The organism is Glycomyces arizonensis DSM 44726, assembly GCF_000482705.1.
GTDB classification, from domain to species: Bacteria; Actinomycetota; Actinomycetes; order Mycobacteriales; family Micromonosporaceae; genus Glycomyces; species Glycomyces arizonensis.
Window position 1 is genome coordinate 271,453 of the sequence record NZ_AXWO01000004.1, and the last position, 24,941, is coordinate 296,393.

A 24,941-nucleotide genomic window follows, 5' to 3' on the forward strand; every position below is an offset into this window, starting at 1 on the left:
ACTACAGCGTATCGGGCAGGATCAACACCCGCTCGGTCGTGTAGTCGTCCATAGCGGACGCCACGCCCTCGCGGCCCACCCCCGAGGCCTTGACGCCGCCGTACGGCATCTGGTCGGCCCGGAACGAGGGCACGTCGCCGATGACGACGCCGCCGACCTCCAAATCCCGGTGCGCCTGCATCACCTGCGGCAGCCGCTCGGTGAACACCCCCGCCTGGAGCCCGTACCGCGAGTCGTTGATCGCCGCCAGCCCCGCCTCGAAGCTGTCGACGCTCTGGAGCACCAGCACCGGCCCGAAGACCTCCTCGCGCAGCACCAGCGCGTCCTGGCGCACCTCGGCGAGCACCGTCGGCTCCAGGGTCGCGCCCGAGCGCGGCGAGCCCCCGCACAGCACCTTCGCGCCGCCGTCGACCGCGTCGGCCACCCACGACTCGACCCGCTCGGCGGCCTCGACGCTGATCATCGGCCCGACCTTGCACGCCGGGTCGCTCGGGTCGCCCGTCGGCAGCGAGCGGACGTGGTCGGTGATCCGCTCGGCCATGTCGGCGAACGCCCCGGCCTCGATGAAGACCCGCTGCACGGCGATGCACGACTGCCCCGCCTGGTAGTTCCCGAACGTCGCGATCCGCTCGGCGGCCCAGTCCCGCCGCGGGTAGTCCGCGGCCACCAGCGCCGCCCCGTTGCCGCCCAGTTCGAGCGTCACGTGCTTGTCCGGCACCTGCCGCATGATCTGGGCGCCGACGGGGCCCGAGCCGGTGAACGAGACGACCGGCAGCCGCGGGTCCTCGACCAGCTGCGCGGCCCGGTCGTTCGGCACCGGCAGCACCGACAGCATCGCCGGCGGCAGGTCGGTCTCGGAGAACAGGGCCCCCAGGTGCAGCGCCGACAGCGGCGTCGCCGGGGCCGGCTTGACCACGATCGGGCAGCCCGCGGCGATCGCCGGGCCGATCTTGTGCGCCACCAGGTTCAGCGGGAAGTTGAACGGCGAGATCCCCAGGACGGGGCCGCGCGGGAAGCGCCGCACGAGCGCCACGCGGCCCTCGGCGGCCGCGTCGGTGTCGAGCCGCTGGAGCGTGCCGGAGAAGCGCCTGGCCTCCTCGGCGGCCCACCGGAACGTCGAGACCGCGCGCCGCACCTCGGCCCTGGCCCAGGAGATCGGCTTCCCGGACTCGGCGGTGACGAGTTCGGCGCACGTCTCGGCCTCCTCGTCGAGGCGGCGCCGGACGTGCTCGAGCGCTTCGGCGCGGACGTGCGCGGGCAGGGCCGCGGCCTCGCGGGCGACCCCCGCGGCCGCGGCGACGGCCGCCTCGACCTGGCCCGAGGTGGCCCAGGACGTGGCGCCGACCGGCGAGTCGTCGAAGGGGTGTGTGACGAAGAATTCCTCCTCGCCGTGCTGCGGACGGCCGGCCACCCAAATGGGCGAAACGGGACGGAGACGTTGCGACATGGTTCAAGCCTACGGGTTCGCGCGGGGCAATGGCCGCGATCCGGCCGCCCGGGCCCATCGCACCCACTTGCCTCGGATATTGCCGAGGCAAGGCATGATGGGGCCATGAGTGAACAGCAATCAGGTGCGGGGTATCCCCAGCAGCCGACCTCCGGCCAACCGCAGCAGCAGGGGTACCCGCCCCAGTACGCCTCCCCGCAGGCGCAGTACCAGGCCCAGCAGCAGTATGCGGCCTATGCCCCCCAGGGTCCGTCGTTCTTCGACCGCCTCGGCGTTCCCTCGATGCCCGCGATCCTGGGCCTGGCGGGCCTCGCCGCGCTCGTCCTGTCCGGCCTCATCGCCGGCACCAGCGACAGCATGGACCCGTCCGAACTGGGTTACATCGTCGGTGACTACTTCGGCGGCATCCAGACGCTGCTGGTCGCCACGGTCGTCATGTTCGCGCTGACGCTCTTCGGCGGCGAGCGCCTCCGCGCGCTGTGGAAGACGCTGACGGTCGCGGCCGTGGCGCTCTTCCTGGCGAGCTTCCTGTATCGACTCTTGTCGCTGTCGGAAGGCAACAACGCCTCGGACGCCTCGTCGTGGATCGGGGCGATCCTGCTCCTCGGCGCGATGGGCCTGTTCCTGGCCGGTGCCCTCATGGCTCCCCTCAACGCCGAGGCCGCCGCGGCGAAGGCCGCCTCCCAGCAGCAGGCGGCCGCGCAGCAGCAGGGCCAAGCGGGCTACGCCACCGGCCAGCAGGGCGGCGCGCAGCAGACCCAGCAGAACCAGCAGTGGCCGCAGGCGCCGCAGCAGTAACGGCAGCGGCACCGACGCGACAGCGAGGCGGTCGCGACCCTGAGGTCGCGACCGCCTCGCATTGTGCTGTATCGCTGGGTTTCCGCCGTGCCGTGACGGCCTGCGCCCTTCGTCGTCGCGGCCGTGTCCGCTGCTTCGGCGCAAGAGGTCGGCAGACCGGCTCGGGCGCGGAGGGCGGCAATGGCAGCGGGTGACGCTGGATTGTGGATTGCAGGTGCCGGATCGGGCCACGCCCGCGGCCGTGGGGGCTCGCGGACTTCTCCGAGACGGCTAACTTCTTGTCCGGCGGGACCCAGTCGTCTTCACGGACTTCGTCGTCGTCCGGGTTGTACCGATCGGCATAAGCGTCGTATGGGTCCTCGTCGGGCTCTACGTCCTCGGCATCCTCACGACCGCCTGAGAGCTCGCGCTCGAGCGCGCGCAGGTCGGTGTTCGGAGCATGGTACTTGAGCTTACGGGCCACTTTGGTCTGCTTTGCCTTAGCTCGGCCGCGCCCCATATGGCTCGACCCCCTCGCACAGAAATCATCGGGGCGGCCAATACGGCGCCCCGGAATGCTTGCAATCTCTTCGTGGCTCCTACGGTACAACCTCGCGGCGCTCGGTTGCATCCCGGCCCATGAGTTGGATGCCACAGAATTCCGGCGATCGGGCCCGGACAGCACGGGTTTTCGGCCCTCGACGGGGCTTGCCTCGACATGAGCATCCGCTCACATCATGGGAGCGATGTCCACGATGTGAGCGGTCTGCGTCGGCGGAAGGCACCGCCGAAAGCCGCGTCAGCGGAAGACGCGCAGGCGCTGGAGGCGGCCGACCGCGGCCATCCGCTCCTCGGCGATCGCGTCGGCGGCGGCCACCGGCGTGACGCCCTCGCCCTTGGCGCGTTCGAGGATTCGCGCGGTCGTGCCGCCGATCTGCGCGGTGCGCCGCTCGGCGCGCTTGAAGTCGAACGGCCCCGCGTACTCCTCGGCGACCTGGATGACGCCGCCGGAGTTGACCACGTAGTCGGGGCAGTAGAGGATCCCCGCCCGGTCGAGCTCGTCGGCGACGGCCGCGTCGGCGAGCTGGTTGTTGGCCGCGCCGCAGACGATCTCGGCGTCGAGGGTCTTCAGCGAGTCCTCGTTGAGGACACCGCCGAGAGCGCAGGGGGCGTAGACGTGGACCCCGGAGGCGATGAGCTCGTCGGTGTCGGCGACGAGCCGCACCCGCGGGAAGTGCTCGGCGGCCCAGGCGCGGGCGGCATCGGACACGTCGGTGGCGACGACCTCGGCGCCCGCCTCGACCAGGTGCGGCAGCAGGTGCCGTCCGACCTTGCCGAGCCCGGCGACGCCGACGGTGCGGCCCGAGAGGTCCTCGGCGCCCCAGCGGTGGACGGCGGCGGCCTTCATCGCCTGGAACACGCCGAAGGCGGTGAGGATCGAGGAGTCGCCGGCGCCGCCGGCGTCGGGAGAGCGGCCGGTGACGTGGCGCGATTCGCGCGCCACCGTGTCCATGTCCTCCACATAGGTGCCGACGTCGCAGGCGGTCACGTAGCGCCCGCCGAGGGTCTCGACGAAGCGGCCGTAGGCGCGCAGCAGCGCCTCGCTCTTGTCGGTGGCGGGGTCGCCCCAGATGACGGCCTTGCCGCCGCCGTGGTCGAGTCCGGCGATCGCGTTCTTGTAGGCCATCCCCTCCGAGAGGTGGAGGACGTCGGTGAGGGCCTCCGCCTCGGTGGCGTAGGGGTAGAAGCGGGTGCCGCCGAGGGCGGGGCCGAGCGCGGTCGAGTAGATCGCGATGACGGCTCGCAGCCCGGAGTCGGGGTCGTGGCAGAACACGACTTGCTCATGGCCGCATGCGTCGAAGATGCTCATGGCTTGCTCCAGTTCTGTGGGCGGTGGTTCGCCGCCCTATGGTCGGCCGGATCGCGGCCGGGGCGTTTGTGGCGTAGCGCGGGTATGGCTACGCCTCCAGTCTAGGACTGTGGAAGTATCTGCCTCGTGTACGCACCGAACGCGTCGTATCTGCGCGTCTATGAGCCGGCCGGGGCCTTCGCCGACGCCGACTACTGGCGCGCCTACGCCGCTTCGGGGCGGGCGCCCGAACCCCACGAGGGCCCGAAGCAGCGCCGTGAAGCACTCTACGAGCGCATCGGATGGCCTTGGCGGGGTGTCCCCTCCTTCGGGCGCGAGGCCTACGTCATCGACCGCGGCGACGACGCCGAGCCGCTGGTGTGCCCCTGGAATCTGCGCTACCGCATCGCTCAGGCCGCGCTGGAGCTGCGGCGGCTGACTCCCGAGCCGGTCGCCGAGGCGCTCATCCCGCCCGACTTCCTGGCCTCGGCCGCCGAGATCGTGGCCCACGACGACCTCACCGACCGCCACGAGGCGCCCGCGGACGCCCACGAGCAGGTGGCGTCCTGGTCGGTGCCGCTGCGCTGGTTCACCTGCGTCCGGCCCGGGGACCGGCAGCTGGTCATCCACCCGCGGGCGACGTGGCTGCGCTACCGCACGCCGATGTCCAAGGCGCGGACGCAGCTGGTCGTGGCGCGCAACCTCATCCGCGCCGAGTTCGGCGAGGACGCCGAACTCGGCGTCGCGATCGGCGAGACCACGGAGTGGCTGGAGGGCTTCCATCACGAGTCGGTGGTGGAGCTGGACTACGGCGGTCTGGTCTCCCGCATGGACTATGAGGAGCTGCGCCGGGAGGACTCGGTGGACCTCACGTGGGAGGCCCTCGACCGGCTCGGTGCGAACGAGCCAGAGGCGGCGCAGGAATGCTATGCGCGCCTAGTGGAACGCTGGCGTGATCGTCGTCTCGGCGAGCGCCTCAACTGACGTCCACTCTCGAGAGCCGCACCCCTTCTCAGCTCGGTGTTCTCCAGTGGAGTGATCACTCGGATGAGTGAGCCGAGCGGAAAGTCCAGTCAAAATCGGCCGTTCGGACTATGTCGGACATCTACGACAGCACGGACGATTGGAGAAGGAACGAATCCAGGCTGCGGCAGCCGGTGATTCCCCAGCCCGTCTGTGGAGGAGATTGAATTATGACGACAGACTTGAACCTTCCGGTGGAAACAGAGGCCCTGCTCACGCCCTCTGAAGTCGCTGCGATGTTCCGCGTTGACCCGAAGACCGTCACCCGCTGGGCCAAGGCGGGGAAGATCTCGGCGATCCGCACCCTCGGAGGCCACCGCCGCTACCGCGAGTCGGAGATCCGTGCCCTGATCAACGGCGACATCCCCGGTCAGCGCGAAGCCTCCGAGTAGCAGGAGGGCCGGGCCACCCTGCCGGCCGCCTGCATCCCCCCGAAAATCTGGAAGCGCGGGCCCTCCCTCAGGGCCCGCCAAACCAAAGCAGCCGCCCGCCCAGGCGGCCTTTTTCGTGCCCAAGGACAGGTTATATCCTATAATCTTCAGGAAGATTATAGGATATAAGTCTAGTTCGGCTGTTTATGACTTCCGCTGCGCCCCGCGCGGCCGGGGGTGAGTACGGCACCAGCGCCGAGATCTACCGCGTCGCGCGCGGCGCGGCCCGCCGCTATTGCAGCGGAGAGCGAGTGGAGTTGCCGTGCGCTCTCCGCGTCCGGACCGGCCGCTCAAAGAGCGTCCGGCGCTGCGGTACGGAACCCGCGCCCGTCTCTGCGAGCCCCGCACGGCCCGGTGCGGCCGTCCTGAGCGGCGTTGGGCGCGGATCGCCCATCCGGGCTCGCTCGGCCGGGAGTGAAGGCGGCGGGCAGAGGAATCGAGAGCAGGCGTCCGTCCCTGGGCGCGGCGACGGCCATGCTGCGGCACGGGAGGTCACGAGGTATTGGAAAGCGCTGCCCTGGCGAAACGTGACGGTGCCGCCGGGGTCTGAGCGCGCGGTACCTCGGCGGCATCGTCGTTGCCCGGTCGCGGCGCCCTGTCCTGCGGCGCCGCAGCTGCCCCGACCGCTTTCATGCGACCGGTCCGCGGTCGACGCGACGTTGTGATGGCGCGAGCCGCGTCGTCGTGTTCCTGGCCGGCCGCGCGGGGGCGGCCTGAGCGGCAGGTGAACCGGCTCCGGCACCGGCGGTGAACACGGGTCTCGACGACCCGCCCGGCGCCCCGCCTGTGTGAGAAGCGGAGTTCGACCCAGAGCCGCCGGTCCTTGCGGATCGGCACCAACCGAGCATCGTGAAGTTCTCTCAAGTCCGAGGTTAGCAGGGGCGACGCCCGCTGTCACCAACTCGGCAATTCGAATCGCCCCGCCTCGTCGGTCCCCACCAGGCCGTCGGCGATCAGCTGGGCCACGGCCTCGTCGACCATGCGCGAATCTGGCCAGACCGCGTCGAGCCGGTCCTTGGCGACCGGCCCGTCGGCCTCCCGCAGCACCGCCATGATCTCGCCGCGCACGTGCCGGTTCGTGCCCTTGTAGCGCTGGCGCTTGCGGCTGGGACCGGCCGGGACCTCCTGCCCGGAGAACCCGCACGCGTCGGCCACCGGGCACTGGCCGCACTCCGGCTTGCGGGCCGTGCACACCAGCGCGCCCAGCTCCATCAGCGCCACCGACACGCGCGCGGCGACGGCGGTCTCGGCCGGAAGCAGGGCCTCGGCGGCGGCCAGATCGGCCTTGGTCGTGGCCGTCCCGGCGTCGCTCTCCCCGCCGAGGCGGGCGACGACCCGGCGGACGTTCGTGTCGACCACCGGGTGGCGCCGACCGTAGTGGAAGACGGCCACCGCCGCGGCGGTGTAGACGCCGATCCCCGGCAGCCGCTCGAGCTCGGCCGGGTCCGAGGGGACGATGCCGCCGTGCTCCTCGGCGAGGATGCGGGCGCACTCCTGGAGCCGCAGCGCCCGCCGCGGGTAGCCCATGCGGCCCCACTCGCGCAGCACCTCGGCAGTGGGGGCCGCGGCCAGGTCGGCGGGGGTCGGCCAGCGCTCCATCCACGCCTCCCACACGGGGGCGACGCGCGCGACCTGCGTCTGCTGGCTCATGACCTCGGAGACCAGGACGCCCCACGCGGTCGTTCCGGGACGGCGCCACGGCAGTTCGGCGCGGCCGCGGTCGTCGAACCAGGGCAGGAGTCGCTCGGCGAGGTGATCGGGTGCGAGCATGCCCCCATTGTCCGCGTGTAGTTCCGCCGATCCAACCCGAGGGTGGGTTAGCGTCCCGACGTGCAGCGTTTCCAGGGCAAGTTCGTGAAGGGATCGGAGCCGGCGTCGGTCTACTGGCAGCGCCGGGCGATCGTGGCGGGCGCGGCGGTCCTGCTGATCGCGGTCGTCGTGTTCGGGGTCAAGGCGCTCGGCTCGGACGGCGGCGACGCCGACGAGGGGCGGGCCGAACCGCAGGAGTGGGTCGCGCCGTCCTCGTCCAGCACGCTCAATCGCCCGCAGGTCTCGCCGACCCCCGCCGCCGAGCCGAACAGCGCTTCGACCTCGCCGACCACGGCGCCCGCGTGCGAGGAGGACGCGCTGATGCTCCAGGTGGTGGCCGCGTTCGACGAGGTCCGGTCAGGGGCGGAGGTGCCGGTGAGCGTCCTGGTCGCCAGCGCCGCCGCCGTGACGTGCACGGTCGACCTCGGCGCGGTCGCGGTCGAGCTCACCGCGGGCACGGACGTCGTCCACTCCACCGCGCACTGCGCCGACGCCGAGCCGAAGCCGGTGGAGCTGGCCGAGGGCGCGGGCCAGACCGTCGAGTTCACGCTCGACGGCCTCGCCTCCGAGCCCGGCTGCGAGGGCGACCGCAGGCGCCTGCCCGCCGGTGACTACCAACTGCGTGCGAAACTCGGCGAGGCCGTCTCGCAGCCCACCGAGCTGACGCTGACCTAGATGTAGCGGTCGAGGATCGACACCTCGGCCAGGCGCGTGAGGCTCTCGCGGATGTTCTGCGCTCGCCCCGGGCCGATCCCGTCGACGTCCTGCAGGTCCTCCACCGAGACGCCGAGCAGCTCCGGCAGGGACCCGAAGCGGGAGACCACGCGCTCGACGACGGCCTCGGGCAGGCGCGGCACCTTCGCGAGCATCCGGTACCCGCGCGGGCTCACCCGCCGGTCGAGCACGTCCGGCGAGGCCGGGTAGCCGACCGCGCGCGCCACGGCGGCGAGGTCGAGCAGCTCCGTCGAGCTCATCTCGTCGACGGTGCGCAGCGCCTTCGGGAAGTCCCCGCCCTCGGGCAGGTAGTCGCGCACGACCAGCTCCCGGTCGGCGTCGACGCCGGACATGAGCTCGTCCAGCTGGAGGGCGAGGAGGCGCCCGTCGGTGCCGAGCTCGATGACGTGCCCTTCGACCTCGTCGGCGATGTGCCGGGCCATCTCGAGGCGCTGGAGCACGGTGACGGCGTCGCGGACGGTGACGAGGTCCTCGATCTCCAGGCTCGAGAGGTTCCCGGCGACCTCGTCGAGGCGCTGCTTGTAGCGCTCCAGCGTGGCCAGGGCCTGGTTGGCGCGCGAGAGGATCTTCGTCGACGGCTCCAGGAGGTGGTGCACCGGTCCCATGTAGAGCCCGATGGTGTGCATCGACTGGCTCACGGAGATGACCGGCAGACCCGTCTGCTTCGCGACGCGCTCGGCGGTGCGGTGCCTGGTGCCCGATTCGGCCGAGAAGATCGACGGGTCGGGCATGAGGTGGACGCCGGCGCGCACGATGCGGGAGCCGTCGGTGGTCAGCACCACCGCTCCGTCCATTTTGCACAATTCGCGGAGGCGCGTCGCCGAGAACTCGATGTCGAGCTCGAAGCCGCCGGTGCACATCGCCTCGACCTCGTCGTCGCAGCCGACGATGATGAGCGCGCCGGTGCGGCCGCGCAGGATCCGCTCCAGACCGTCGCGCAGCGCCGTTCCGGGGGCCATGGTGGCCAGTGTCGCGCGTAGGCCTTCATCCGGGATCACCGGCACGAGAACCCCCATAGGTGAACTAGCTGTCCGGCGGGCGCCGGTTGGACGGTGTGCGCCGATGCCCCGAGCCGGTCGGCGCGGCTCGCGGGCCTCGCCGGGGCGGGTGGACGAAGCGGACACCGGGTTGCTCCCAGTGTACGGACGGACCGGGCGGGAGCGGGACCCGGATTTCCCGTGGCCGCCTGAAATGTCCGTCCTTTTGCGTTGGTTCACCCCAATTGAACTGCGCATTCGCAAGTGATTGCCGTCTCAGGAGCCGCGCCGGGGCCGGTCGTCCCACGGCCCCCCGGCCGCCGCGGCCGCCGCCGCTGGCTACAGTTGCCGTCGAGGAGGTGAGTCGGTGCGCAGAAGCTCGGAATGGACCGTCGTCGAGCGCAGCTCCCCGACCCGCCGGATCTCCTCGCTCGCCCTCTATGCCACCGTGTGCGCCGTCGTGATCGGCTCGCTCGCCTGGCTCGTGCACACCGAGCCGGCCACGCTCAACTCCGGCGAGGCGAACCCGGTGGTGGCGCTGCCGGGCTTCTTCGCCGTCATCGCCGCAGTGGGAGCGGTCTTCTTCCTGGTGCCGCTCAGCCGACCGCCGCAGCTGCACGTCAACCACTTCGGACTGCGCGTGCGCGCCGGTTTCGGGAAGGCCCTGCTCATTCCGTGGAGCAACGTCGAGGAGCTGGCCGCCATCACCGTCGGCTCCGGCAGGAAGGGGCACTCGTACCTGCTCCTGGCCGCCGACGTGTACCTCGGACGCGGCGGCTCGGACCGGCCCGGCTTCATCGACCGCTCGGTGCTGCGCGAGGCCACCCGCGCCACGGAGGGGCTCGTGGCGGGCTTCGACCTGGCGGTGCGCTGCGGCGACTTCAGGCCCGAACCGCAGCAGCTGCTCGCCCGCCTGGCCTCGTTCGCCCCCGGTCACGTCCAGGTCGTCGACCGCCTCTGAGCCTTCGAGCGGTGCCGAAGCGCCGCGACCGGCCCGGCCGAAGCCGGACCGGTCGCGAATACGGCCTTCAGACCTCGAAGAGCGCTTCGGTGCGCTCCACCGAGGCGGCGCGCACCGCCCAGTAGGCGAGCGTGGTGAGGTCGGTGCAGCTCATGATGCGTTCGCGCTCGGCATCGGTGAGTGCGATGCCCCGGACGTTGAGTATCGCGATCACCGTCTCGGCGCGGCCCTCGGCGCGGCCCTCTTCGCGACCTTCTTCGCGGCCCTCGGCCTTGAGGTCGTCGCGGAGCCTGGAGGCGTACGGGTAGGTCATGCTCATGATTATCCTCTTCCATGCGGTATAGGCGCAACCGTCGCCGAGACCCACGGAGGTGAACTCGGCGAAGAAGCGCGCAGTGGTCTCGTCCAGCCCGCCCAGAGCGACGGCGAGTGGTTGCAGGGCCTTCTCGATGTCGGGATCGAGCCGGTGGGTCAGGGCCGCGAACACGGTGAGCACGATGTCCTCGGCGGCGGTCTCGGGATCGGTGATGAACGGCGTGTTGTCCGGACCCAGCACGAACGGCAGCACCCTGAGCGAAGGCCTCCGCTTCGGCCCCAGGCTGATCGGCCGCCTCGCCCAGTCGGCGGTCGCCGCATTGGGTGTGACCACCAGCAGGCTGACCGGCAGCTCGTACTTGTTCTCCAGGTAGGCGATGTAGTACGCCCAGCTGCGGAGCTTCTTCTTCGAGATCCCGGTCTGCGGCTCGATGACGATGATCTCGGCGCCCTCGTCGGTCTCCACCTTGAGCACGGTGTCGGCGTACCGCGCCAGCGGCTTGATCTCGGTGAGGTCGCTGTTGAGCACGGCGACGGCGCGCACTTCGGGGAATTCCTCATTGAGGATGCGGCTCATGGCCGTGGAGAACAGGCCGGGCTCTTCGCGGAACAGGTGATGGAGTGCTTCATGGGGGACGTTCGCCATGCGGGGAAGGTATCGACGGGAGTGTGAGCACTCGTGTATTTCACCGGCGTGCCGTCGCGTGTCGCGCCCCATCGGTAACTGGCGTCACATTTCGGTGGGCGGTTGAGGCCCCGAAGACGTGCGAGGGGGCGCCGGCTTCTCGCCGGCGCCCCCTCGCACGTCCCGTCAGATCAGGGGATGGCGGATGACGTTCTCGTCCCTGCCCGGGCCGACGCCGATGACGCTGACCCTCGCGCCGCACAGCTCCTCGAGCCGGGCGATGTAGGCCTGCGCGTTGGCCGGGAGCTCCTCGAACTTGCGGCACTCGGAGACGTCCTCCCACCAGCCGTCGTGGTACTCGTACACCGGCTTGGCGTGGTGGACGTCCGTCTGCGTCATCGGCATGTCCTCGAAGACCTCGCCGTCGATCTCGTAGCCCACGCAGATCGGCACCCGCTTGAGCTCGGAGAGCACGTCGAGCTTGGTGACGAACAGGTCCGTGATCCCGTTGACGCGCACCGCGTAGCGGCCCAGGACCGCGTCGAACCAGCCGCAGCGCCGCCGCCTGCCGGTGGTGACGCCGTACTCGCCGCCCCGCTTGAGCAGGAACTCGCCGTACTCGTCGTGCAGCTCGGTGGGGAAGGGCCCCGAGCCGACGCGCGTGGTGTAGGCCTTGATGATGCCGATGGCCGTAGTGATCTTGCCCGGCGCGATGCCGGTGCCGACGCACGCGCCGCCGGTGGTGGGGTTCGAGGACGTCACGAATGGGTAAGTGCCGTGGTCGACGTCGAGCATGGTGGCCTGCGCGCCTTCGAGGAGCACGTTCTTGCCCGCTTCGAGGGCCTTGTTGAGCAGCAGCCGCGTGTCGGCGATGTAGGGCTTGAGGCGCTCGGCGTACCCCAGGTACTCCTCGGCGACGGCCGCCGGGTCGATCGCCTTGCGGTTGTAGACCTTCACCAGGATCTGGTTCTTCTCGCGCAGGATCGCCTCGAGCTTCGCGGTGAGGATGCCGGGGTCGAGCAGGTCCTGCACGCGGATGCCCATGCGCGCCACCTTGTCCGCGTAGGTGGGACCGATGCCGCGGCCGGTGGTGCCGATCCGCGAGGAGCCCAGGTAGCGCTCGACGACGCGGTCGAGGGCGCGGTGGTGGGGCATGATGAGGTGCGCGTCCGCCGAGAGCTTCAGGTTCGAGACGTCGACGCCGCCCGCGCTGAGCTCGTCCAGCTCGGCGATGAGGAATTTGGGGTCCACCACGACGCCGCCCGCGATCACGGGCACGACGCCGGGGGTGAGGATGCCGACCGGGACGAGGTGGATGGCGTACTTCGTGCCGTCGGGCGTCACCACGGTGTGCCCGGCGTTGTTGCCGCCCTGGTAGCGCACGACGTAGTCCATGTCCGCGCCGAGCAGGTCGGTGACCTTGCCCTTGCCTTCGTCGCCCCACTGCGTTCCGACGACCGCGATCGCTGGCATTTGCCCATCCTCCCGGGACCTTGACACCCGATTACCGTGTAAGCCTACTGGCACGGGCGCGCGCCGCGCCTCAACAGGGCTGAGTGCTATGAGTCGGGCCTCGGTCACACCGTACGGTTGGTACCCGTGAACGTAGTCGTGCTGACGCTCGTCGAGTCGGACTGCTCCAACAGCGGCCCGCGCACTCAGACGCTGCACCTGATCGACGAGCTGAAGCGGCTCGGCGCCGACGTGCGCACCGCCGAGGCGTCGAAGCCCCAGGAGATCGATCCGGTCGTGGAAGAGCCCGACACCCGCATCGTGCTCGCCGCCGACACCGATGAGCAGGTCAACGCGGTGGTCGCGCGCATGGTGCGCCGCCTCGCGCCCGCCCCCAGCGAACGCTCGGACCACCTGCCCGAGGGCCGCACCATCCCCGACCTGCCGCCGCTGGCGGTCCTCCCGCTGGGCACCGCGCCCGGACTGGTGGAGCGGTTCGGCCTGCCCACCGATCCGGCCGACGTCGCCCGCGCCGCGGTGAGCGGCACGGTCCTGCGCACCGACGTGCTGCGCCACGACGGCGGCGGCGTGTGCCTCGACGGAGTGCGCCTGGGCGGCGGCGACCGCCCCTGGCGCGGCGTGGTGAACCTGGACGACATCGTGCTGACCGACGGCACCGAGCAGATTCTGGCGTGCGTGGTGGCGAACGCCGACGGCTACGCCGAGGCCGACGGCATGGTGTTCGCCGAGCCGGACCCGGCCGACGGGCGCATCGACGTGGCCGTGGCGATTCCGGTGCTGGTCGGCCGCCTGCGCAGGCGGGTCCGCATCGAGGTCCGCCGGGCCCGCGGCCGGGCGGTGGCAGTGCACCCGAACGATGGCGTGACGTTCATCTCGGACGGCCTGGTCGACGAGCTGGGCCGCAAGCGCACCTGGTGGGTGGAGCCGGGCGCCGCCGGGTGGATGCGGTAGCGCTTCGCTTCGTGTAGGGGTTTGAAAAAGCGGTTCGAGAGGGTGGCTGGGGGCAATCGTTTGCCGTAGCCTTGGAGGCGCACCGACCCTCCACCAGCAAAGGAGCCCCGCCATGGCGATCGTCTACGGCGGCGATTACAACCCCGAACAGTGGGCCCGCGAGGTCTGGACCGAGGACATGCGCCTGATGCGCGAGGCCGGCGTCAACCGCGTCAGTGTCGGCATCTTCTCCTGGGCCAAGCTCGAACCCGAGGAGGGACGCTTCGACTTCGGCTGGTTCGACGAGGTCCTCGACCTCCTCGCCGAGAATGGCATCGAAGCCTGCCTGGCCACCCCCACCGCCTCGCCGCCGCCGTGGTTCGCCGCCGCCTACCCCGACGCGCTCCCCGTCGACGCCGAGGGCAGGCGCCTCACCCACGGCTCCCGCCAGGGCTTCGACCCCTCCTCCGACACCTACCTCGCCAAGGCCCTCGCGATCACCGAGCAGGTCGGCCGCCGCTACCACGACCACCCCGCCGTGAAGCTGTGGCACATCCACAACGAGTACGGCTGCCACAACGCCCGCTCCTATTCTCCGGCGGCCACCGCCAAGTTCCGCGTCTGGCTGCGCGAGCGCTACGGCGACCTCGACGGCCTCAACGAGGCCTGGGGCACCGCGTTCTGGTCGCAGGCCTACTCCTCGTGGGAACAGGTCTTCGCGCCGCTGCCCACTCCCACGATTGCGAATCCGGGTCACGTCCTGGACTTCAAGCGCTTCTCGTCCTGGCAGCTCCTCCAGCTCTACAAGGCCGAAGCCGAGCTGCTCCGCAGCATAGACGCGAGCAAGCCGATGACGACGAACTTCATGACCGGCTCGCACCCCGACATCGACCTGTGGGAGTTCGCCGAGGCCGTCGACGTCGTCGCCAACGACCACTACCTCGAAGGCCCCGCCGGGCACGTCAACCTCGGCTTCGCCGCCGACTTCACGCGCTCCCTCGGCGGCGGCGAGCCGTGGATCCTCATGGAGCACTCCACGTCCGCGGTCAACTGGCAGGGCCGCAACCGCGCCAAGGCCCCCCGCGAGCTGCTGCGCAACTCGCTCGCGCACCTCGCGCGCGGCGCCGACGCCGTCATGTTCTTCCAGTGGCGCGCCTCCCGCCAGGGCGCCGAGAAGTGGCACTCCGGCATGGTGCCGCACGTCGGCACCGACTCCAAGATCTGGCGCGAGGTCTGCGAGCTGGGCGCGCGCCTCGGCGAGCTCGCCGAGATCGAGGGCTCCAAGGTCAAGGCGGACACCGCGATCCTGTGGGACTACCAGAACCTGTGGGCCCAGGAGCACGAGGCGAGGCCGACCGCCGAACTCGACCCCATGCGGATCAGGGACGAGTACTACGCCGCGCTGTGGCGCGCGGGCATCACCGCCGACGTCGCCCACCCCGAGGGCGACCTGTCGGGGTACCGGCTCGTGGTCGTCCCGGCCGTCTACCTGATGTCCGAGGCCGCCGCGCGGAACCTCAAGCACTTCACCGCCTCCGGCGGCACGGTGCTCGTCACCCCGTACTCGGGGATCGCCGACGAGACCGACACGGTCTACCTGGGCGGCTACCCCGGAGCGATCAGCGACCTCGTCGGCGTGCGCACCGAGGAGTTCTACCCGCTCATCGATGAGACGGTCGCCCTCGCCTCCGGCGGCACCGGAAGCATCTGGAGCGAGTCAGCCGAGGCGAAAGGAGCCGAGGTCCGCGACACGTACGCCCACCCGTCGCCCACCACCCGAACCGGCGCGAACGCCGGGCCTGGTGCCGGCACCCCGGCCTGGACGGTCAACCGCTTCGGCGAGGGCACCGCGCACTACCTGACCACGTTCGTCGACGCCGACACGCTCGACCGCGTCGTCGCCGCGGCGGCCTCCGACGCGGGCGTCGAACCCGCCGCCGACGCGCCCGCGGGCGTCGAGGTCGTCCGCCGCTCCCACGACGACGGCCGCTCGTGGCTGTTCTGCATCAACCACACCGGCGACGACGCGCAGGTGAAGACCGGCACGGCCACCGTCGACGTGCCCGCGGGCGAGGTCGTCGTCCACGCCGAGCACGCCTAGCCGAAACGAGAAGCCAAGGGCCCGAAGGAAGCACGTTCCCTTCGGGCCCTTGGTGCGCGCTGCGCGAAGGCCGCTGTGCCCATGCTCGCCACCCGATCGCAATCGGATCGTTATCTACGTGAGGCATGCTGGTCTGCACCCGGACGTGAGCAGTCCAGAGGTTCGATGCGGTTTCCAGACGCGGATTGAAGGTGGGGAGTGGGAGTGCCCGCGGAGTTCTCGAGTTTCGTGGCGATCGGCGACAGTTTCACCGAAGGGGTCGGCGACCCGTATCCCGACGGCGCGGGCTTCCGCGGCTGGGCCGATCTGTTCGCCCACCGCGCCGCCGAGTTCTGGCCCGACTTCGCCTACGCGAACCTCGCCATCCGCGGCCGCCTGTTCGACCGCATCGTCGACGAGCAGGTCGTCCCCGCGATCCGGCAGAGCCCCGACCTCGTCTCCTTCGCCGCGGGCGGCAATGACGCCCTGCGCCCGGGCTTCAACCCCACGCAGCTGTCGACGCGCGCGCACGAGGTGGTCCGCCTGCTCAAGGCCTCCGGCGCCGAGGTCATGCTCTTCACCTGCGCCGACCTGACGCCGCACATCCCGGGCATCAAGGTCCTGCGCAAGCGCTTCATCGCCACCAACGACGCCTACAGGCGCGTGGCCAAGCGCCACGACGCGGTCCTGGTGGACCTGTGGGCGGACGAGGCGTTCGCCGACGCGCGGCTGTGGTCGGAGGACCGGCTGCACCTCAACGCCTACGGGCATCGGCGCGTCGCCGCCGACGTGTGCGTGGCGCTCGGCGTCGAGCCCGACGAGGAGTGGCTCAAGCCCCTGCCCGACCTCGCCAGGGTCCGCCGCGAGATGAACGGCGCGGCCTGGGCGGGCAGGCACCTCGCCCCGTGGGTCAAGCGCCGTCTCACCGGCAAGTCGAGCGGGGATACGGTGGAACCCAAACGGCCCACACTCACGCAGGTGAAATCATGATGCTCCTCTTCAAGCTCGTCGCAGTCCTGGTGATCATCCTGTTCTGCGCGTTCTGGTTCGGCATGCTCTTCAAGAAGGGCCGCAAGGGCTGAGCGGCCTTCATGCCGCCACGCGCGGCACGAAGTCGCTCACGGCTCAGCCCTCGCAGGTGCGTTGGCACTCGAACCAGACGCGGGCGGCGGCCCGCTTCAGGTTCGCGGTGTTGTCGCCTTCGAGCGTCCAGGCGCGGTGGGTGTCGTCGCAGAGCCACAGGTCCGGCTCACCGGTGACCAGACCGGTGAAGTAGCCGATCAGGGACGGTTCGGCCTCGGCACTGGATGTGGCACTGCCTTCGGTGCCGGTGAAGGCGACCCAGAGGCGGGGGGCCTCGGTGAGCGTGCCGAAGATGACGGGTCGACCGGAGATCCAGGCCCGACCGAGGACGGTGAGCCGACGCGGGTCGACCGGTTCGGGCAAGGGCGCCGGGATCGGCAGGGCCTTGAGCGCGCGGAGGTAGTGGGCGCGGATGCGGCGCGGTGCGTATCGGGCGAGGCTCACAGGGCACCACCGCTCATCGCGGGAGTGGTGATCCTGCGGGCACCGATTGCGGGGGCACGGCCGCCGAAGCGGTCGGCGATGTCCGCTGGCAGCGGCATGACGAGGTAGCGGGTGCCGTCGGGACGGTGTGCAGGCCGAGGGCGTCCGGGTGGCGTGCCGGTGGACGTGGCGGACGCGATGGAGGGAGTGTGCCTTCCGTGGGTTCTTCGGGGTCGTCTGGGCTGGGTGGGGTGACCGGATCGGCGGTGGTGGTGAAGTAGCCGGTGTAGGCGAGGCCGGAGGCCAGGGCGGCGAGGAAGAGGTAGGCGAGGCCGAGCAGCAGAAGGAGCCGCCGGGCGACGGTGGGAGGCTCGGGCGGTTCGAGGTCCGGTGGGTACTCGACGATGTCGGGATGTGCGAAGTCGATGCGCCAGGGTCGGAACGGTTCGCTGGTAGCGGCGGATTCGGCCGGGTGTGGGCTGGGTTTGCGAGTGTGGTTGAGGGCGGCGGGTTTGGGCGGGATGGTCCAGGTGTCCCAGGGCGAGGCCGGGCGCGGCGCGCCGGGTGCGTGGTCGTTGCGGGCCCAGACGGGCGTGCCCGAGACGGGCCGGGCGGCGGCGTGTCGGGTGACGGGACGATGGGAGATGTGAGCGTTTTGGTCTGTTGCGGACGCCGGTTTTTGGCGTAGGCTGACACCAACCATGGGAGGTCTCCTTCCAGGGTTTGGAGGTGGGCCGCCGACTTCTTTGCCGAGATAGTGGGGCGGCCCACCGGGTCCATATGTGGTTGAAACTTGGGGATCGCGCACTGCGCGTGTGAGCATCTTTGCACATCAGTTCCGGAAATTTAACCCCCAACCCGCGTGTTTCTCCGAAATGGCGGATGAGGTGGCCCACAACCGGAACCCACAGGTTTGTCGTAATGCGATAGCGTTCGATTCGTAACCCGCCCGGCACTGAACGCAGTAGAACAGATCACACTCCGTGGCCTCAACCGACGAACTTGCGACCGCCCTGGACGCGAACAGGCAAGCCGCCGAAGAACTCACCGCCCAGATCGGAGCGAGCGAGCAGCTTGCCGAAGAGCTCGTTTCCAGTGCGCAGTCGCTGGGCGCGGGTGGCGTGGTCGCCGCGCTTCAGTCCGTGGAGGACCGGATCGAGCAGGCCCGCAGTGCCGAGGCCGCCAAGCACGCCTGAGCATGAGCCGCATCGGGGAACTCGCCGCGAAAGCGTCGGCGGACAAGAGCCGACGACCTCGAGGCCGCGCTGGTGAGATCGCCGACCAGCTGCCTTCTCGATCCGCTCGACCTGCATCAGAACGACCGCCACGGGCTCCGGACCGTTGTAACATACGGTCCGCCAGCACGGCCCTGTCACAGGAAGAAAAACCGATGACGCGCATTACGCATGAGCAGCGCGAACAGCTCAAGGCATTCGCAACCGGCGACATCGACCGAGCCCAGCATCTCAGCACCGCAATGCCGGATGAGGACTGGAGCAGCTACCGCCTCCTCCACGCAGCCCTGTTCGCCGTCCTGCTGAACAACCACTTCCAAGGCGACCTCTCACCGCAGATCATCGCCGACTTCGTAGACGGAATCCGCCGCGACTACAAAGCGGCCAATATCCAGTTCAACTCCTGGACCGTCGAAGGCATCCTCCGCGCGACCGCCGGGGAGGAACACCTCTTCGAATACTTCTCAAGCGAAGACGTCATCTCCACCCAGACGATCGTGGTCGGAAGACTGACGAGCTACGACCAGAACGTCTCGGACAACATCGATGTGTTCCTCGACGACGCTGAGGCGCTCATAGCCAAGTGGGAGCAGGGAGACCAGTAGCCCCCGACTGGGAACCGTCCTTGTCGAGTCGGGACAGACCGGCCAAGGCCGAGCCAGGCTGATCCGGGCCGGGAGCGACCCGAACCATCGGACCCCGACGAGTGCCACGAGCGCTGCGCGACCAGGAACTGAGCGACAGTTGAGCGGGGGCGATCGGCGACGGCCGGGGGTTGCGGTGGTGTCCCGAACCAGGACAGGGCATCATGGATCGGGTGGGACTCCTCCAGCGTCTGTTGGGGCGCCGGGACACGCCTGATTCAGTGCCCGATCCCGCCGCCCAACAGGAACCGACAGCAGCCAAGCCCGAGCCCGAACCGACGCCGGAAGGACCTCCGGCCTCTTCGGGCGCCCTCGACGATGCCGCTCCGAGCAGTGCCGCGCCCGACAGCGACGCCCTTGACAGCACCGATCTTGACAGTGCCCCCGACAGTGCCGCCCCCGAGACCACCCGCACGGAATCTCAGGAGGAGGACGGCATCGCACCGACAACGTCAAGCGCGGGCGGGAGCAGGCCCTTTCTCGTAGCGGTGCCCGACTTGGAACCCGAGGCCGAACCGGAGGCCGCGACGCCCGAGCCCGAGCCGCAAGAGAAAGCCGACGACATCTTCGTGCCCGAGCGCCCCAAGCGCGAGCTGCTCACCTTGGACAAGCCCGAGCCGCCGCAGCGCCCGCCGGGGACCGGCCGCGACGAGATGATGCCGCGCGAGGAGGACACCGACGCGCTCGACATCGCCGGATCGCCTCGCGCCGCCCTGCGGGAGGCGGGACTCGCCGTCCCGAGGATGCACCAGCTCGTCCGTCGCGAGGGCACGACCATGTGGGCCTTCGCCGTCCGCGCCTCCGAAGCCCTGCCCTGGTGGCTGGAGATCCGCCAGGCGGCCGAGAAGACCGGCTGGATGCCCGTCCTGCTCGGCTCCCCTGAGGAATGGCGCGACTCCGGCGAGGCGATCATCCACGAAGGCGACGACGAGCTCGGCCGCGCCGCGGGCATCGACGCCGCCGAACTGCTGCACGACAAGGCCGCCGAGGCCGGGGAGCCCGCGCGCGGCGTCCCGATCCTGCCCCGGCGCGGTGACACCGACTTCGCGACGCCGCAGCATGACGGCCTGCTCGGCCTGGTCGAGACGGATGCGGGCTGGAAGATCCCGGCGATGTTCCCGTGGAAGGGCTCGACGAACTGGGAACTGTACGGCGCCGAGCACGCCGCGATCCTCAAGCGCTGGCACCACCGCTTCGAGGCCGAGCTGGTGGCGATGACGTACGACGTGATGGAGCTCTACGTCCCGCACCCGCCGAACGCCGAAGAGGCCCTCGGCGTGGCGAACGAGGTCTACGCCTACTGCCCGGATTTGCTCGACTCGGGAGTCCCGACGCTTGAGGACCTCGCCGAGCACATGATCCGTTCGAAGGCCTGGTATTTCAGGTGGACGTAGTCCCATCGGAGTGTGGGCATGGCCGATGGACGTAAGTCCCATCGGAATGTGGGTACAGCCAGTGGGCGTGAGGTCTATCGGGGCGTGAGCGCAGCCGATGGACGTAGTTCTGTCTGTGGGCACGACCGGTGGGTGTGGTTTCACCGGAATGCGGATGCAGTCGGTGCACTTGACCGCCTGGCCTTACGGCTGCGCGCCGCCTCCGCTCAAGCGCTCGACGAGCCGCCAGATTCCCGACGACGGATTCCGGTGCGGCTGCCCGTGCCGCTCTTCGAGCGCCTTGGCCCGTTCGAGTGCGGTGTCCTGGTGCGGGCCGAACTTCTCGCACCGCAAGGTGGTCTTGTCGTAATCGGGCAAGTGCTTGCGGAGGCGGCGAAGCGCCTCCTTCTGCGTGAGGTGCGAGCCGCACTGCTCGAAATGGAGCAGCAGCCACAGCTCGAAGCACGGGCACGAGACCGCGAGCCGTATACGTTTGCCCGCCTCGGCGACGGCTCGCTGGAAGGTGCCGCCGTCTCGGTAGTCGTCTTCGTCGAACACGCACCACGCCTCGTCGAAGTCGCCGCTCTTGAAGAGCCTGATCGCGTGCCGGACGACGGTCAGCGGGTCCTTGTCCTTCGTGACGATCTTGACGTAGGGAACGGTCGCCGAGTCCTTGCTCCTGAACTGCTCGAGGTACTGGCGTTCGGTCTCGGCGGCGTCGATGACCACCAGGACCTTGTCGCGGCGTCGGCGTTCCCGCCAGCGGTCGGGGCGGCTTCGCTTCGGCGGCAAGTGCCTACTCCGTCTCGGTCTCGGCTTCGTTCGCGGCCGCGACGATGTCGACGAGCGAGGCCGGATAGATGTCGGGGACCGCGCCGTAACTGCCGCCCAGGTAGTGGCGTTCCAAGTTGTGCTCCTTGCGGGGCTTGAAGGAGGTGAGGGGGTACAGCTCGCTGGCGCCGTCCTCGTTCTTCTCGACGAACCAGACCTCGTCGCGTTTGAGTATGGGCTCGCCGAAGCTGGTGCCGAGCAGGGAGGCGTCATGGGTCGAGAAGATCAGCTGGGCGTTGCGGGGGTTCGTGCGCGGGTCTTGAAAGAGCTCGATGATGCGCGCGATGAGGCGCGGGTGAAGGCTCGTATCGAACTCGTCAATGACGAGCGTCGCGCCGTCTTCGAGCGCGTCGAGGATGTCCGCCATGTACCCCAGAAATGCGATGGTGCCACGCGACTCGTTGGCTGCGGTGAATGGACGGCCATGCTGCCCCTTATGGAAGTACTGGACGCGTCGGCGCGTGATACCCGGTGGGTTCGGTCCTGGCTCGGCGACGAGGCGCATGTCGGCGAGGCCGAGATCTGCTACTTTCGCGAGTTCGAGGAGCACCGGGTGGCGATCCAGCGCTCTAGAGAGCTCAGCGTCGTAGTTCGAGGCGCTTCTCCTAAAGGTGCGGAGACCCCACTTCAACCATTGCCAGAACGGCTGCCACTCGGTGGCCTTGAAGAAGTAGGCCATGGTGATTGCCGGGGTGTCCAAAGCAGTCTCAGCCGAGAGGACCTGTAGTGCCGCGCGGTTCGTCATGCTCGTGCCGATGGTGATCTCATCTCTGGCCCGTTCGAGCAGCGTGCGCCTCCTGTGGTGCGGATATGAGGACAACCGCTCCCGTTCCACCCCCGCGGACGACATGGACAGGTGGTACTCGTATCGTGTTCCGTCGAGTTCGACCTCGATGTCGTATCCGGTCGACCGTTCTCCTGACACCTGGTCCAGCAGGAACGGGGCGAACAGGCTCCCGGAGAACCATTCGTCCAACATTCGGTCCTTGAATGACAGCGCCTCGATCAGGCTCGATTTCCCCGAGGCGTTGGCGCCGTAGATCGCGGCCACGGGAAGCGCGGCGAAGTCCCTGCCTCCCCTACTCGGCAGCATCGAGAGCTCCTGCTCATCGCGGAGCGATTTGAAATTGGAGACTTTAAAGCCGATCAGCATGTCCGCACCTCCCTCTCTGAGAGGCTAGCATGCAGAAAAACTGTAGGTCAGCGCTTGAAAGCGGCCTCACTCCTCGGTTTCGGCACTTTTGATGCGAGCTGCCTCCATGCGGGGGGCCAGGCCGTCGAGGAACAGGCCCAAGGCGAAGCGCATCGCGCCGTGGGCGCTGAGGTCCCAGGCGGTCTCGTCGGTGAACTGCGCGATCGCCGGGTAGCGTCCCGACTGGAGCGCCTTGATCAGGTACGGCTCCTGCTGCCGCCACCACTCCAGCTCGTCGGCGGCGGGGCGCTCGTCCTCGGAGTCGCGCATCAGGTACTGCCGCGCGGTGCCGACGACGAGGTTCATCACGGATGTGATGACGAGGTTGATCTCCTTGTCGGGCAGGTCGTGGCCTTCGAACGCGGCGACGGCGAAGTTGTACCCGTCCATCGAGTCCGGGCCCAAGACCGGCCTGCGCTGGTTGAGCTCCAGCAGCCACGCATGCGTCGAGTACACCTTCCACGTGCCCTCGGCGAGGAGTTCGAGCCGCTCGCGCCAGCCCATGCCGGACAGGTCGGGCGCATCCGGCCCCACGCGTGAGAGCCGGTCCACCATGAGGTCGATGAGCTCGGCCTTGCCCGGCACGTAGCGGTAGATCGTCATGGTGCCGACGCCGAGCTCGGCGGAGACGCCCCGCATGCTGAAGCAGCTGCCCTCGCGGTCGGCGACGCGGATCGCGGCGTCCACGATCTGCTCCACGCTCAGCTTCGGCTTCGGCCCCGGCTTGCTCGGCTGCGGCTCGAAGTCGCGCCAGAGGAGCTCCAGGCTGCGTTTGGGGTCGCCCGCCCCCGTCTGTGGTGTCGCCATAGGGGCCTCATGATATCCGCTTGCGAACCGGGTACAGTGTACGCTATGTTTGAGTACATCGTACCCGGTTAAGGGAGACCACTCAAGATGACCACCACGACAGTCGAGGTCGAGAACCTCGGCAAACGATTCAAAGACACCACCGCCCTCGAAGGATTCGGCATCAGCGCCGAATCCGGCACCGTCCTCGGCCTTCTCGGCCCCAACGGCGCGGGCAAGACCACTACCGTGCGCATCCTCACCACCCTGCTGCGCTTCGACACCGGCCGCGCCGCCGTCGCCGGATTCGACGTCGCCCGCGACGCCCGCCAGGTGCGGCGCCGCATCGGCCTGACCGGCCAGCAGACCGCCGTCGACGACCTCCTCACCGCCCGCCAGAACCTCGTCCTGTTCGGCAAGCTCTTCCGCCTGAACAAGGCCGAGGCCCGCGAGCGCGCCGCCGAACTGCTCGACCAGTTCAGGCTCGGCGAGGCCGCCGACCGATCGCCCAAGCAGTTCTCCGGCGGCATGAAGCGCCGCCTCGACCTCGCCGCCAGCATGATCCTGGCCCCGCAGGTCCTGTTCCTCGACGAGCCGACCACCGGCCTCGACCCGGCCGGGCGCCGCGAGGTCTGGGACACCGTCTCGCACCTCGCCGCCGACGGCACCACCGTCGTGCTCACCACCCACTACCTCGACGAGGCCGACCGGCTGTGCGACCGCATCGCCGTCATCGACCACGGCCGCAACATCGTCGAGGACACGCCCATGGGCCTCAAGCGCCGCATGGGCGCCGACCGCCTCGAGATCGTCGCCGCCGACCCGGACGACCTGCCGGTCCTCGTCGGCATCGTCGAGCCGCTCGCCGACGGCGGAGTCGCCACTGACGAGACCGCCGCCGCCGTCTCGGCGCCCGTCACCGAACCGGTCGCGGCCCTGACCGCCGCCGCCACGGCCGTGCGGGACAAGCACCTCACCGTCGCCGACATCGGTCTGCGGCGCCCCACCCTCGATGAGGCGTTCCTCGAACTCATCGGCACCACCGGCAAAGAGGAGGACCGGACATGACCGCCGCGACGCTTCCCGACGAGACCCTCGGCGCCCGCGTCAAGTGGACGCTCCACGACTACCGCGCCATCGTCGGCCAGGAGTTCACGCACATCGTCCGGGAGCCGGCCAACTTCGCCTGGCAACTGGGCTTCCCGATCGTCATGGTGCTGCTGTTCGTGTACGTCTTCGGCTCGGCCATGGACGTCACCGGGCAGGGCGCGGGCGTCGACTACGTCGCCTACGCCATGCCGGGCATGTTCGCCATGACCATGGCCTTCGGGTTCATGAACACCGCCATGGCCGTCGCCTACGCCAAGGAGAAGGGCTTCGTCGACCGGGTCCGCTCGATGCCGATGGCCTCCTCGGCCGTCGTCGTCGGCCGCAACATCGCCGACACCATCCACGCCGCGATCGACCTGACCGTCCTGGCCGTCATCGCCCTGGTCATCGGCTGGCGCTCCGAAGGGACGCTCCTGGAGACGATCGGCGCGTTCGCACTGCTGCTGTGGCTGCGCTTCGCGCTCATCTGGGTCGGCGTCTGGATCGGCCTGTCGGTGAAGAACGTCGAGCAGGCGAGCAACCTGTTCGCGCTCGCCTTCCCGTTCGGCATGGTCTCCTCGGTGTTCACCCCGCCCGAGCTCATGCCCGACTGGCTGGGCGCCATCGCCGCGTGGAACCCTGTCTCGGCCACCGCGACCGCGATCCGCGAGCTGTTCGGCAACCCCGCGGCCGTCGGCGGCTCCTGGCCCGAGACGCACGCCCTCGCCGCGGCGATCCTGTGGCCGGTGGCCATCACGCTGATCTTCATGCCGCTGGCCGTCCGCCGCTTCCAGAACCTCGGCCGCTGAGGACCTGAAGGAAACCAGGAAAGAGGCGGGGCCGCGCCGTCACC

24 protein-coding genes and 1 pseudogene are annotated in these 24,941 nt (G+C 69.7%); 13 read left to right on the forward strand and 12 right to left on the reverse strand.

The annotated features are described in order from the left end of the window. Position 1 precedes the first annotated feature (1 nt). A complete protein-coding gene (locus H613_RS0107640) occupies positions 2–1,447 on the reverse strand; it encodes an aldehyde dehydrogenase family protein (protein ID WP_026923340.1) in 1,446 nt (481 codons plus the stop codon). Between the two features lie 105 nt (positions 1,448–1,552). Here H613_RS0107640 and H613_RS32000 point away from each other — a divergent pair, with 105 nt between their 5' ends. Beyond that, a complete protein-coding gene (locus H613_RS32000; RefSeq protein ID WP_026923341.1) occupies positions 1,553–2,245 on the forward strand; it encodes a DUF2254 domain-containing protein in 693 nt (230 codons plus the stop codon). 277 nt (positions 2,246–2,522) lie between these two features. On the opposite strand, the pseudogene H613_RS32005 reads toward H613_RS32000, so the two are convergent. Continuing rightward, positions 2,523–2,744 (reverse strand): annotated as a pseudogene (locus tag H613_RS32005) (DUF3073 domain-containing protein); the annotation flags it as partial. Between the two features lie 279 nt (positions 2,745–3,023). Then, positions 3,024–4,094: a Glu/Leu/Phe/Val dehydrogenase dimerization domain-containing protein gene (locus H613_RS0107650; RefSeq protein WP_026923342.1), complete on the reverse strand. Its 1,071-nt coding sequence runs from the start codon at positions 4,092–4,094 to the stop codon at positions 3,024–3,026. Positions 4,095–4,220: 126 nt separating this feature from the next. Here H613_RS0107650 and H613_RS0107655 point away from each other — a divergent pair, with 126 nt between their 5' ends. Both H613_RS0107655 and H613_RS0107660 read left to right on the forward strand, forming a co-directional pair. Then, positions 4,221–5,057: a DUF8083 family protein gene (locus tag H613_RS0107655; RefSeq protein ID WP_035736738.1), complete on the forward strand. Its 837-nt coding sequence runs from the start codon at positions 4,221–4,223 to the stop codon at positions 5,055–5,057. A gap of 209 nt (positions 5,058–5,266) precedes the next feature. Then, a complete protein-coding gene (locus H613_RS0107660; protein WP_026923344.1) occupies positions 5,267–5,488 on the forward strand; it encodes a BldC family transcriptional regulator in 222 nt (73 codons plus the stop codon). Between the two features lie 933 nt (positions 5,489–6,421). Here the strand turns inward: H613_RS0107660 and H613_RS25130 are convergent. Beyond that, positions 6,422–7,297, reverse strand: a complete 876-nt coding sequence (locus H613_RS25130) for an iron-sulfur binding domain-containing protein (protein ID WP_035736741.1) — start codon at positions 7,295–7,297, stop codon at positions 6,422–6,424. A 60-nt stretch (positions 7,298–7,357) separates the two neighbouring features. Between H613_RS25130 and H613_RS0107670 the strand changes: the two genes are divergently transcribed. Further along, entirely contained in the window at positions 7,358–8,011 is a 654-nt protein-coding gene (locus tag H613_RS0107670; RefSeq protein WP_026923345.1) for a hypothetical protein, read from the forward strand. Here H613_RS0107670 and disA read toward each other — a convergent pair. Further along, positions 8,008–9,087 (reverse strand): DNA integrity scanning diadenylate cyclase DisA, encoded by a 1,080-nt coding sequence (gene disA, locus H613_RS0107675; RefSeq protein ID WP_051393073.1) that lies wholly within the window; start codon positions 9,085–9,087, stop codon positions 8,008–8,010. The two genes, H613_RS0107670 and disA, sit on opposite strands and share 4 nt — an antisense overlap. Before the next feature lie 328 nt (positions 9,088–9,415). On the opposite strand from disA, the gene H613_RS0107680 reads away from it, so the two are divergent. Beyond that, a complete protein-coding gene (locus H613_RS0107680; protein WP_026923347.1) occupies positions 9,416–10,009 on the forward strand; it encodes a hypothetical protein in 594 nt (197 codons plus the stop codon). 67 nt (positions 10,010–10,076) lie between these two features. Here the strand turns inward: H613_RS0107680 and H613_RS0107685 are convergent, their stop codons facing one another. Further along, a complete protein-coding gene (locus H613_RS0107685; RefSeq protein ID WP_026923348.1) occupies positions 10,077–10,970 on the reverse strand; it encodes a hypothetical protein in 894 nt (297 codons plus the stop codon). A 165-nt stretch (positions 10,971–11,135) separates the two neighbouring features. After that, positions 11,136–12,422 (reverse strand): adenylosuccinate synthase, encoded by a 1,287-nt coding sequence (locus H613_RS0107690; protein WP_026923349.1) that lies wholly within the window; start codon positions 12,420–12,422, stop codon positions 11,136–11,138. 126 nt (positions 12,423–12,548) lie between these two features. Between H613_RS0107690 and H613_RS0107695 the strand changes: the two genes are divergently transcribed. The 3 genes from H613_RS0107695 to H613_RS0107705 all read left to right on the forward strand — a co-directional run bounded on the left by H613_RS0107695 (position 12,549) and on the right by H613_RS0107705 (position 16,422). Next, complete coding sequence (locus H613_RS0107695; RefSeq protein ID WP_026923350.1) at positions 12,549–13,373, forward strand: diacylglycerol kinase family protein; 825 nt, start codon at positions 12,549–12,551, stop codon at positions 13,371–13,373. Positions 13,374–13,485: 112 nt separating this feature from the next. Further along, complete coding sequence (locus H613_RS0107700) at positions 13,486–15,453, forward strand: beta-galactosidase (RefSeq protein WP_026923351.1); 1,968 nt, start codon at positions 13,486–13,488, stop codon at positions 15,451–15,453. A 204-nt stretch (positions 15,454–15,657) separates the two neighbouring features. Further along, positions 15,658–16,422: an SGNH/GDSL hydrolase family protein gene (locus tag H613_RS0107705; RefSeq protein WP_035736744.1), complete on the forward strand. Its 765-nt coding sequence runs from the start codon at positions 15,658–15,660 to the stop codon at positions 16,420–16,422. A 135-nt stretch (positions 16,423–16,557) separates the two neighbouring features. Here the strand turns inward: H613_RS0107705 and H613_RS0107715 are convergent, their stop codons facing one another. Both H613_RS0107715 and H613_RS30730 read right to left on the reverse strand, forming a co-directional pair. Then, the gene (locus H613_RS0107715; RefSeq protein ID WP_026923353.1) at positions 16,558–16,959 is read right to left on the reverse strand and encodes a hypothetical protein; all 402 of its coding nucleotides are present in this window, start codon (positions 16,957–16,959) and stop codon (positions 16,558–16,560) included. A gap of 13 nt (positions 16,960–16,972) precedes the next feature. Next, positions 16,973–17,641, reverse strand: coding sequence for a hypothetical protein (locus tag H613_RS30730; protein ID WP_156925889.1), 669 nt, complete (start codon positions 17,639–17,641; stop codon positions 16,973–16,975). A gap of 280 nt (positions 17,642–17,921) precedes the next feature. Between H613_RS30730 and H613_RS0107725 the strand changes: the two genes are divergently transcribed. From H613_RS0107725 to H613_RS29055, 3 genes are all read left to right on the forward strand, one after another. Beyond that, positions 17,922–18,134, forward strand: coding sequence for a hypothetical protein (locus tag H613_RS0107725; protein WP_026923354.1), 213 nt, complete (start codon positions 17,922–17,924; stop codon positions 18,132–18,134). Positions 18,135–18,328: 194 nt separating this feature from the next. Beyond that, entirely contained in the window at positions 18,329–18,778 is a 450-nt protein-coding gene (locus H613_RS0107730; RefSeq protein ID WP_026923355.1) for a hypothetical protein, read from the forward strand. A 527-nt stretch (positions 18,779–19,305) separates the two neighbouring features. Then, entirely contained in the window at positions 19,306–20,211 is a 906-nt protein-coding gene (locus tag H613_RS29055) for a DUF4253 domain-containing protein (protein ID WP_156925890.1), read from the forward strand. Positions 20,212–20,394: 183 nt separating this feature from the next. Here the strand turns inward: H613_RS29055 and H613_RS25140 are convergent, their stop codons facing one another. The 3 genes from H613_RS25140 to H613_RS25145 form a co-directional block, all read right to left on the reverse strand. Further along, complete coding sequence (locus H613_RS25140; protein ID WP_051393074.1) at positions 20,395–20,982, reverse strand: RloB family protein; 588 nt, start codon at positions 20,980–20,982, stop codon at positions 20,395–20,397. A gap of 4 nt (positions 20,983–20,986) precedes the next feature. Next, a complete protein-coding gene (locus H613_RS0107745; protein WP_026923357.1) occupies positions 20,987–22,174 on the reverse strand; it encodes an AAA family ATPase in 1,188 nt (395 codons plus the stop codon). Positions 22,175–22,240: 66 nt separating this feature from the next. Beyond that, the gene (locus tag H613_RS25145; protein WP_051393075.1) at positions 22,241–23,020 is read right to left on the reverse strand and encodes a TetR/AcrR family transcriptional regulator C-terminal domain-containing protein; all 780 of its coding nucleotides are present in this window, start codon (positions 23,018–23,020) and stop codon (positions 22,241–22,243) included. Between the two features lie 87 nt (positions 23,021–23,107). Between H613_RS25145 and H613_RS0107755 the strand changes: the two genes are divergently transcribed. Both H613_RS0107755 and H613_RS0107760 read left to right on the forward strand, forming a co-directional pair. After that, positions 23,108–24,067 (forward strand): daunorubicin resistance protein DrrA family ABC transporter ATP-binding protein, encoded by a 960-nt coding sequence (locus H613_RS0107755; protein WP_026923358.1) that lies wholly within the window; start codon positions 23,108–23,110, stop codon positions 24,065–24,067. After that, positions 24,064–24,897: an ABC transporter permease gene (locus H613_RS0107760; protein WP_026923359.1), complete on the forward strand. Its 834-nt coding sequence runs from the start codon at positions 24,064–24,066 to the stop codon at positions 24,895–24,897. Before H613_RS0107755 ends, H613_RS0107760 begins: the two co-directional genes overlap by 4 nt. Positions 24,898–24,941: the final 44 nt, after the last annotated feature.

Bases quoted from the DNA above. Each gene is read 5' to 3' on its own strand.
- disA (WP_051393073.1), bottom strand. From the start codon at position 9,087: ATGGGGGTTCTCGTGCCGGTGATCCCGGATGAAGGCCTACGCGCGACA.
- H613_RS0107755 (WP_026923358.1), top strand. From the start codon at position 23,108: ATGACCACCACGACAGTCGAGGTCGAGAACCTCGGCAAACGATTCAAA.
- H613_RS25145 (WP_051393075.1), bottom strand. From the start codon at position 23,020: ATGGCGACACCACAGACGGGGGCGGGCGACCCCAAACGCAGCCTGGAG.
- H613_RS0107690 (WP_026923349.1), bottom strand. From the start codon at position 12,422: ATGCCAGCGATCGCGGTCGTCGGAACGCAGTGGGGCGACGAAGGCAAG.
- H613_RS0107745 (WP_026923357.1), bottom strand. From the start codon at position 22,174: ATGCTGATCGGCTTTAAAGTCTCCAATTTCAAATCGCTCCGCGATGAG.
- H613_RS0107700 (WP_026923351.1), top strand. From the start codon at position 13,486: ATGGCGATCGTCTACGGCGGCGATTACAACCCCGAACAGTGGGCCCGC.
- H613_RS0107730 (WP_026923355.1), top strand. From the start codon at position 18,329: ATGACGCGCATTACGCATGAGCAGCGCGAACAGCTCAAGGCATTCGCA.
- H613_RS0107650 (WP_026923342.1), bottom strand. From the start codon at position 4,094: ATGAGCATCTTCGACGCATGCGGCCATGAGCAAGTCGTGTTCTGCCAC.
- H613_RS0107640 (WP_026923340.1), bottom strand. From the start codon at position 1,447: ATGTCGCAACGTCTCCGTCCCGTTTCGCCCATTTGGGTGGCCGGCCGT.
- H613_RS25130 (WP_035736741.1), bottom strand. From the start codon at position 7,297: ATGCTCGCACCCGATCACCTCGCCGAGCGACTCCTGCCCTGGTTCGAC.
- H613_RS32000 (WP_026923341.1), top strand. From the start codon at position 1,553: ATGAGTGAACAGCAATCAGGTGCGGGGTATCCCCAGCAGCCGACCTCC.
- H613_RS30730 (WP_156925889.1), bottom strand. From the start codon at position 17,641: ATGGTTGGTGTCAGCCTACGCCAAAAACCGGCGTCCGCAACAGACCAA.
- H613_RS0107685 (WP_026923348.1), bottom strand. From the start codon at position 10,970: ATGGCGAACGTCCCCCATGAAGCACTCCATCACCTGTTCCGCGAAGAG.
- H613_RS0107760 (WP_026923359.1), top strand. From the start codon at position 24,064: ATGACCGCCGCGACGCTTCCCGACGAGACCCTCGGCGCCCGCGTCAAG.
- H613_RS0107660 (WP_026923344.1), top strand. From the start codon at position 5,267: ATGACGACAGACTTGAACCTTCCGGTGGAAACAGAGGCCCTGCTCACG.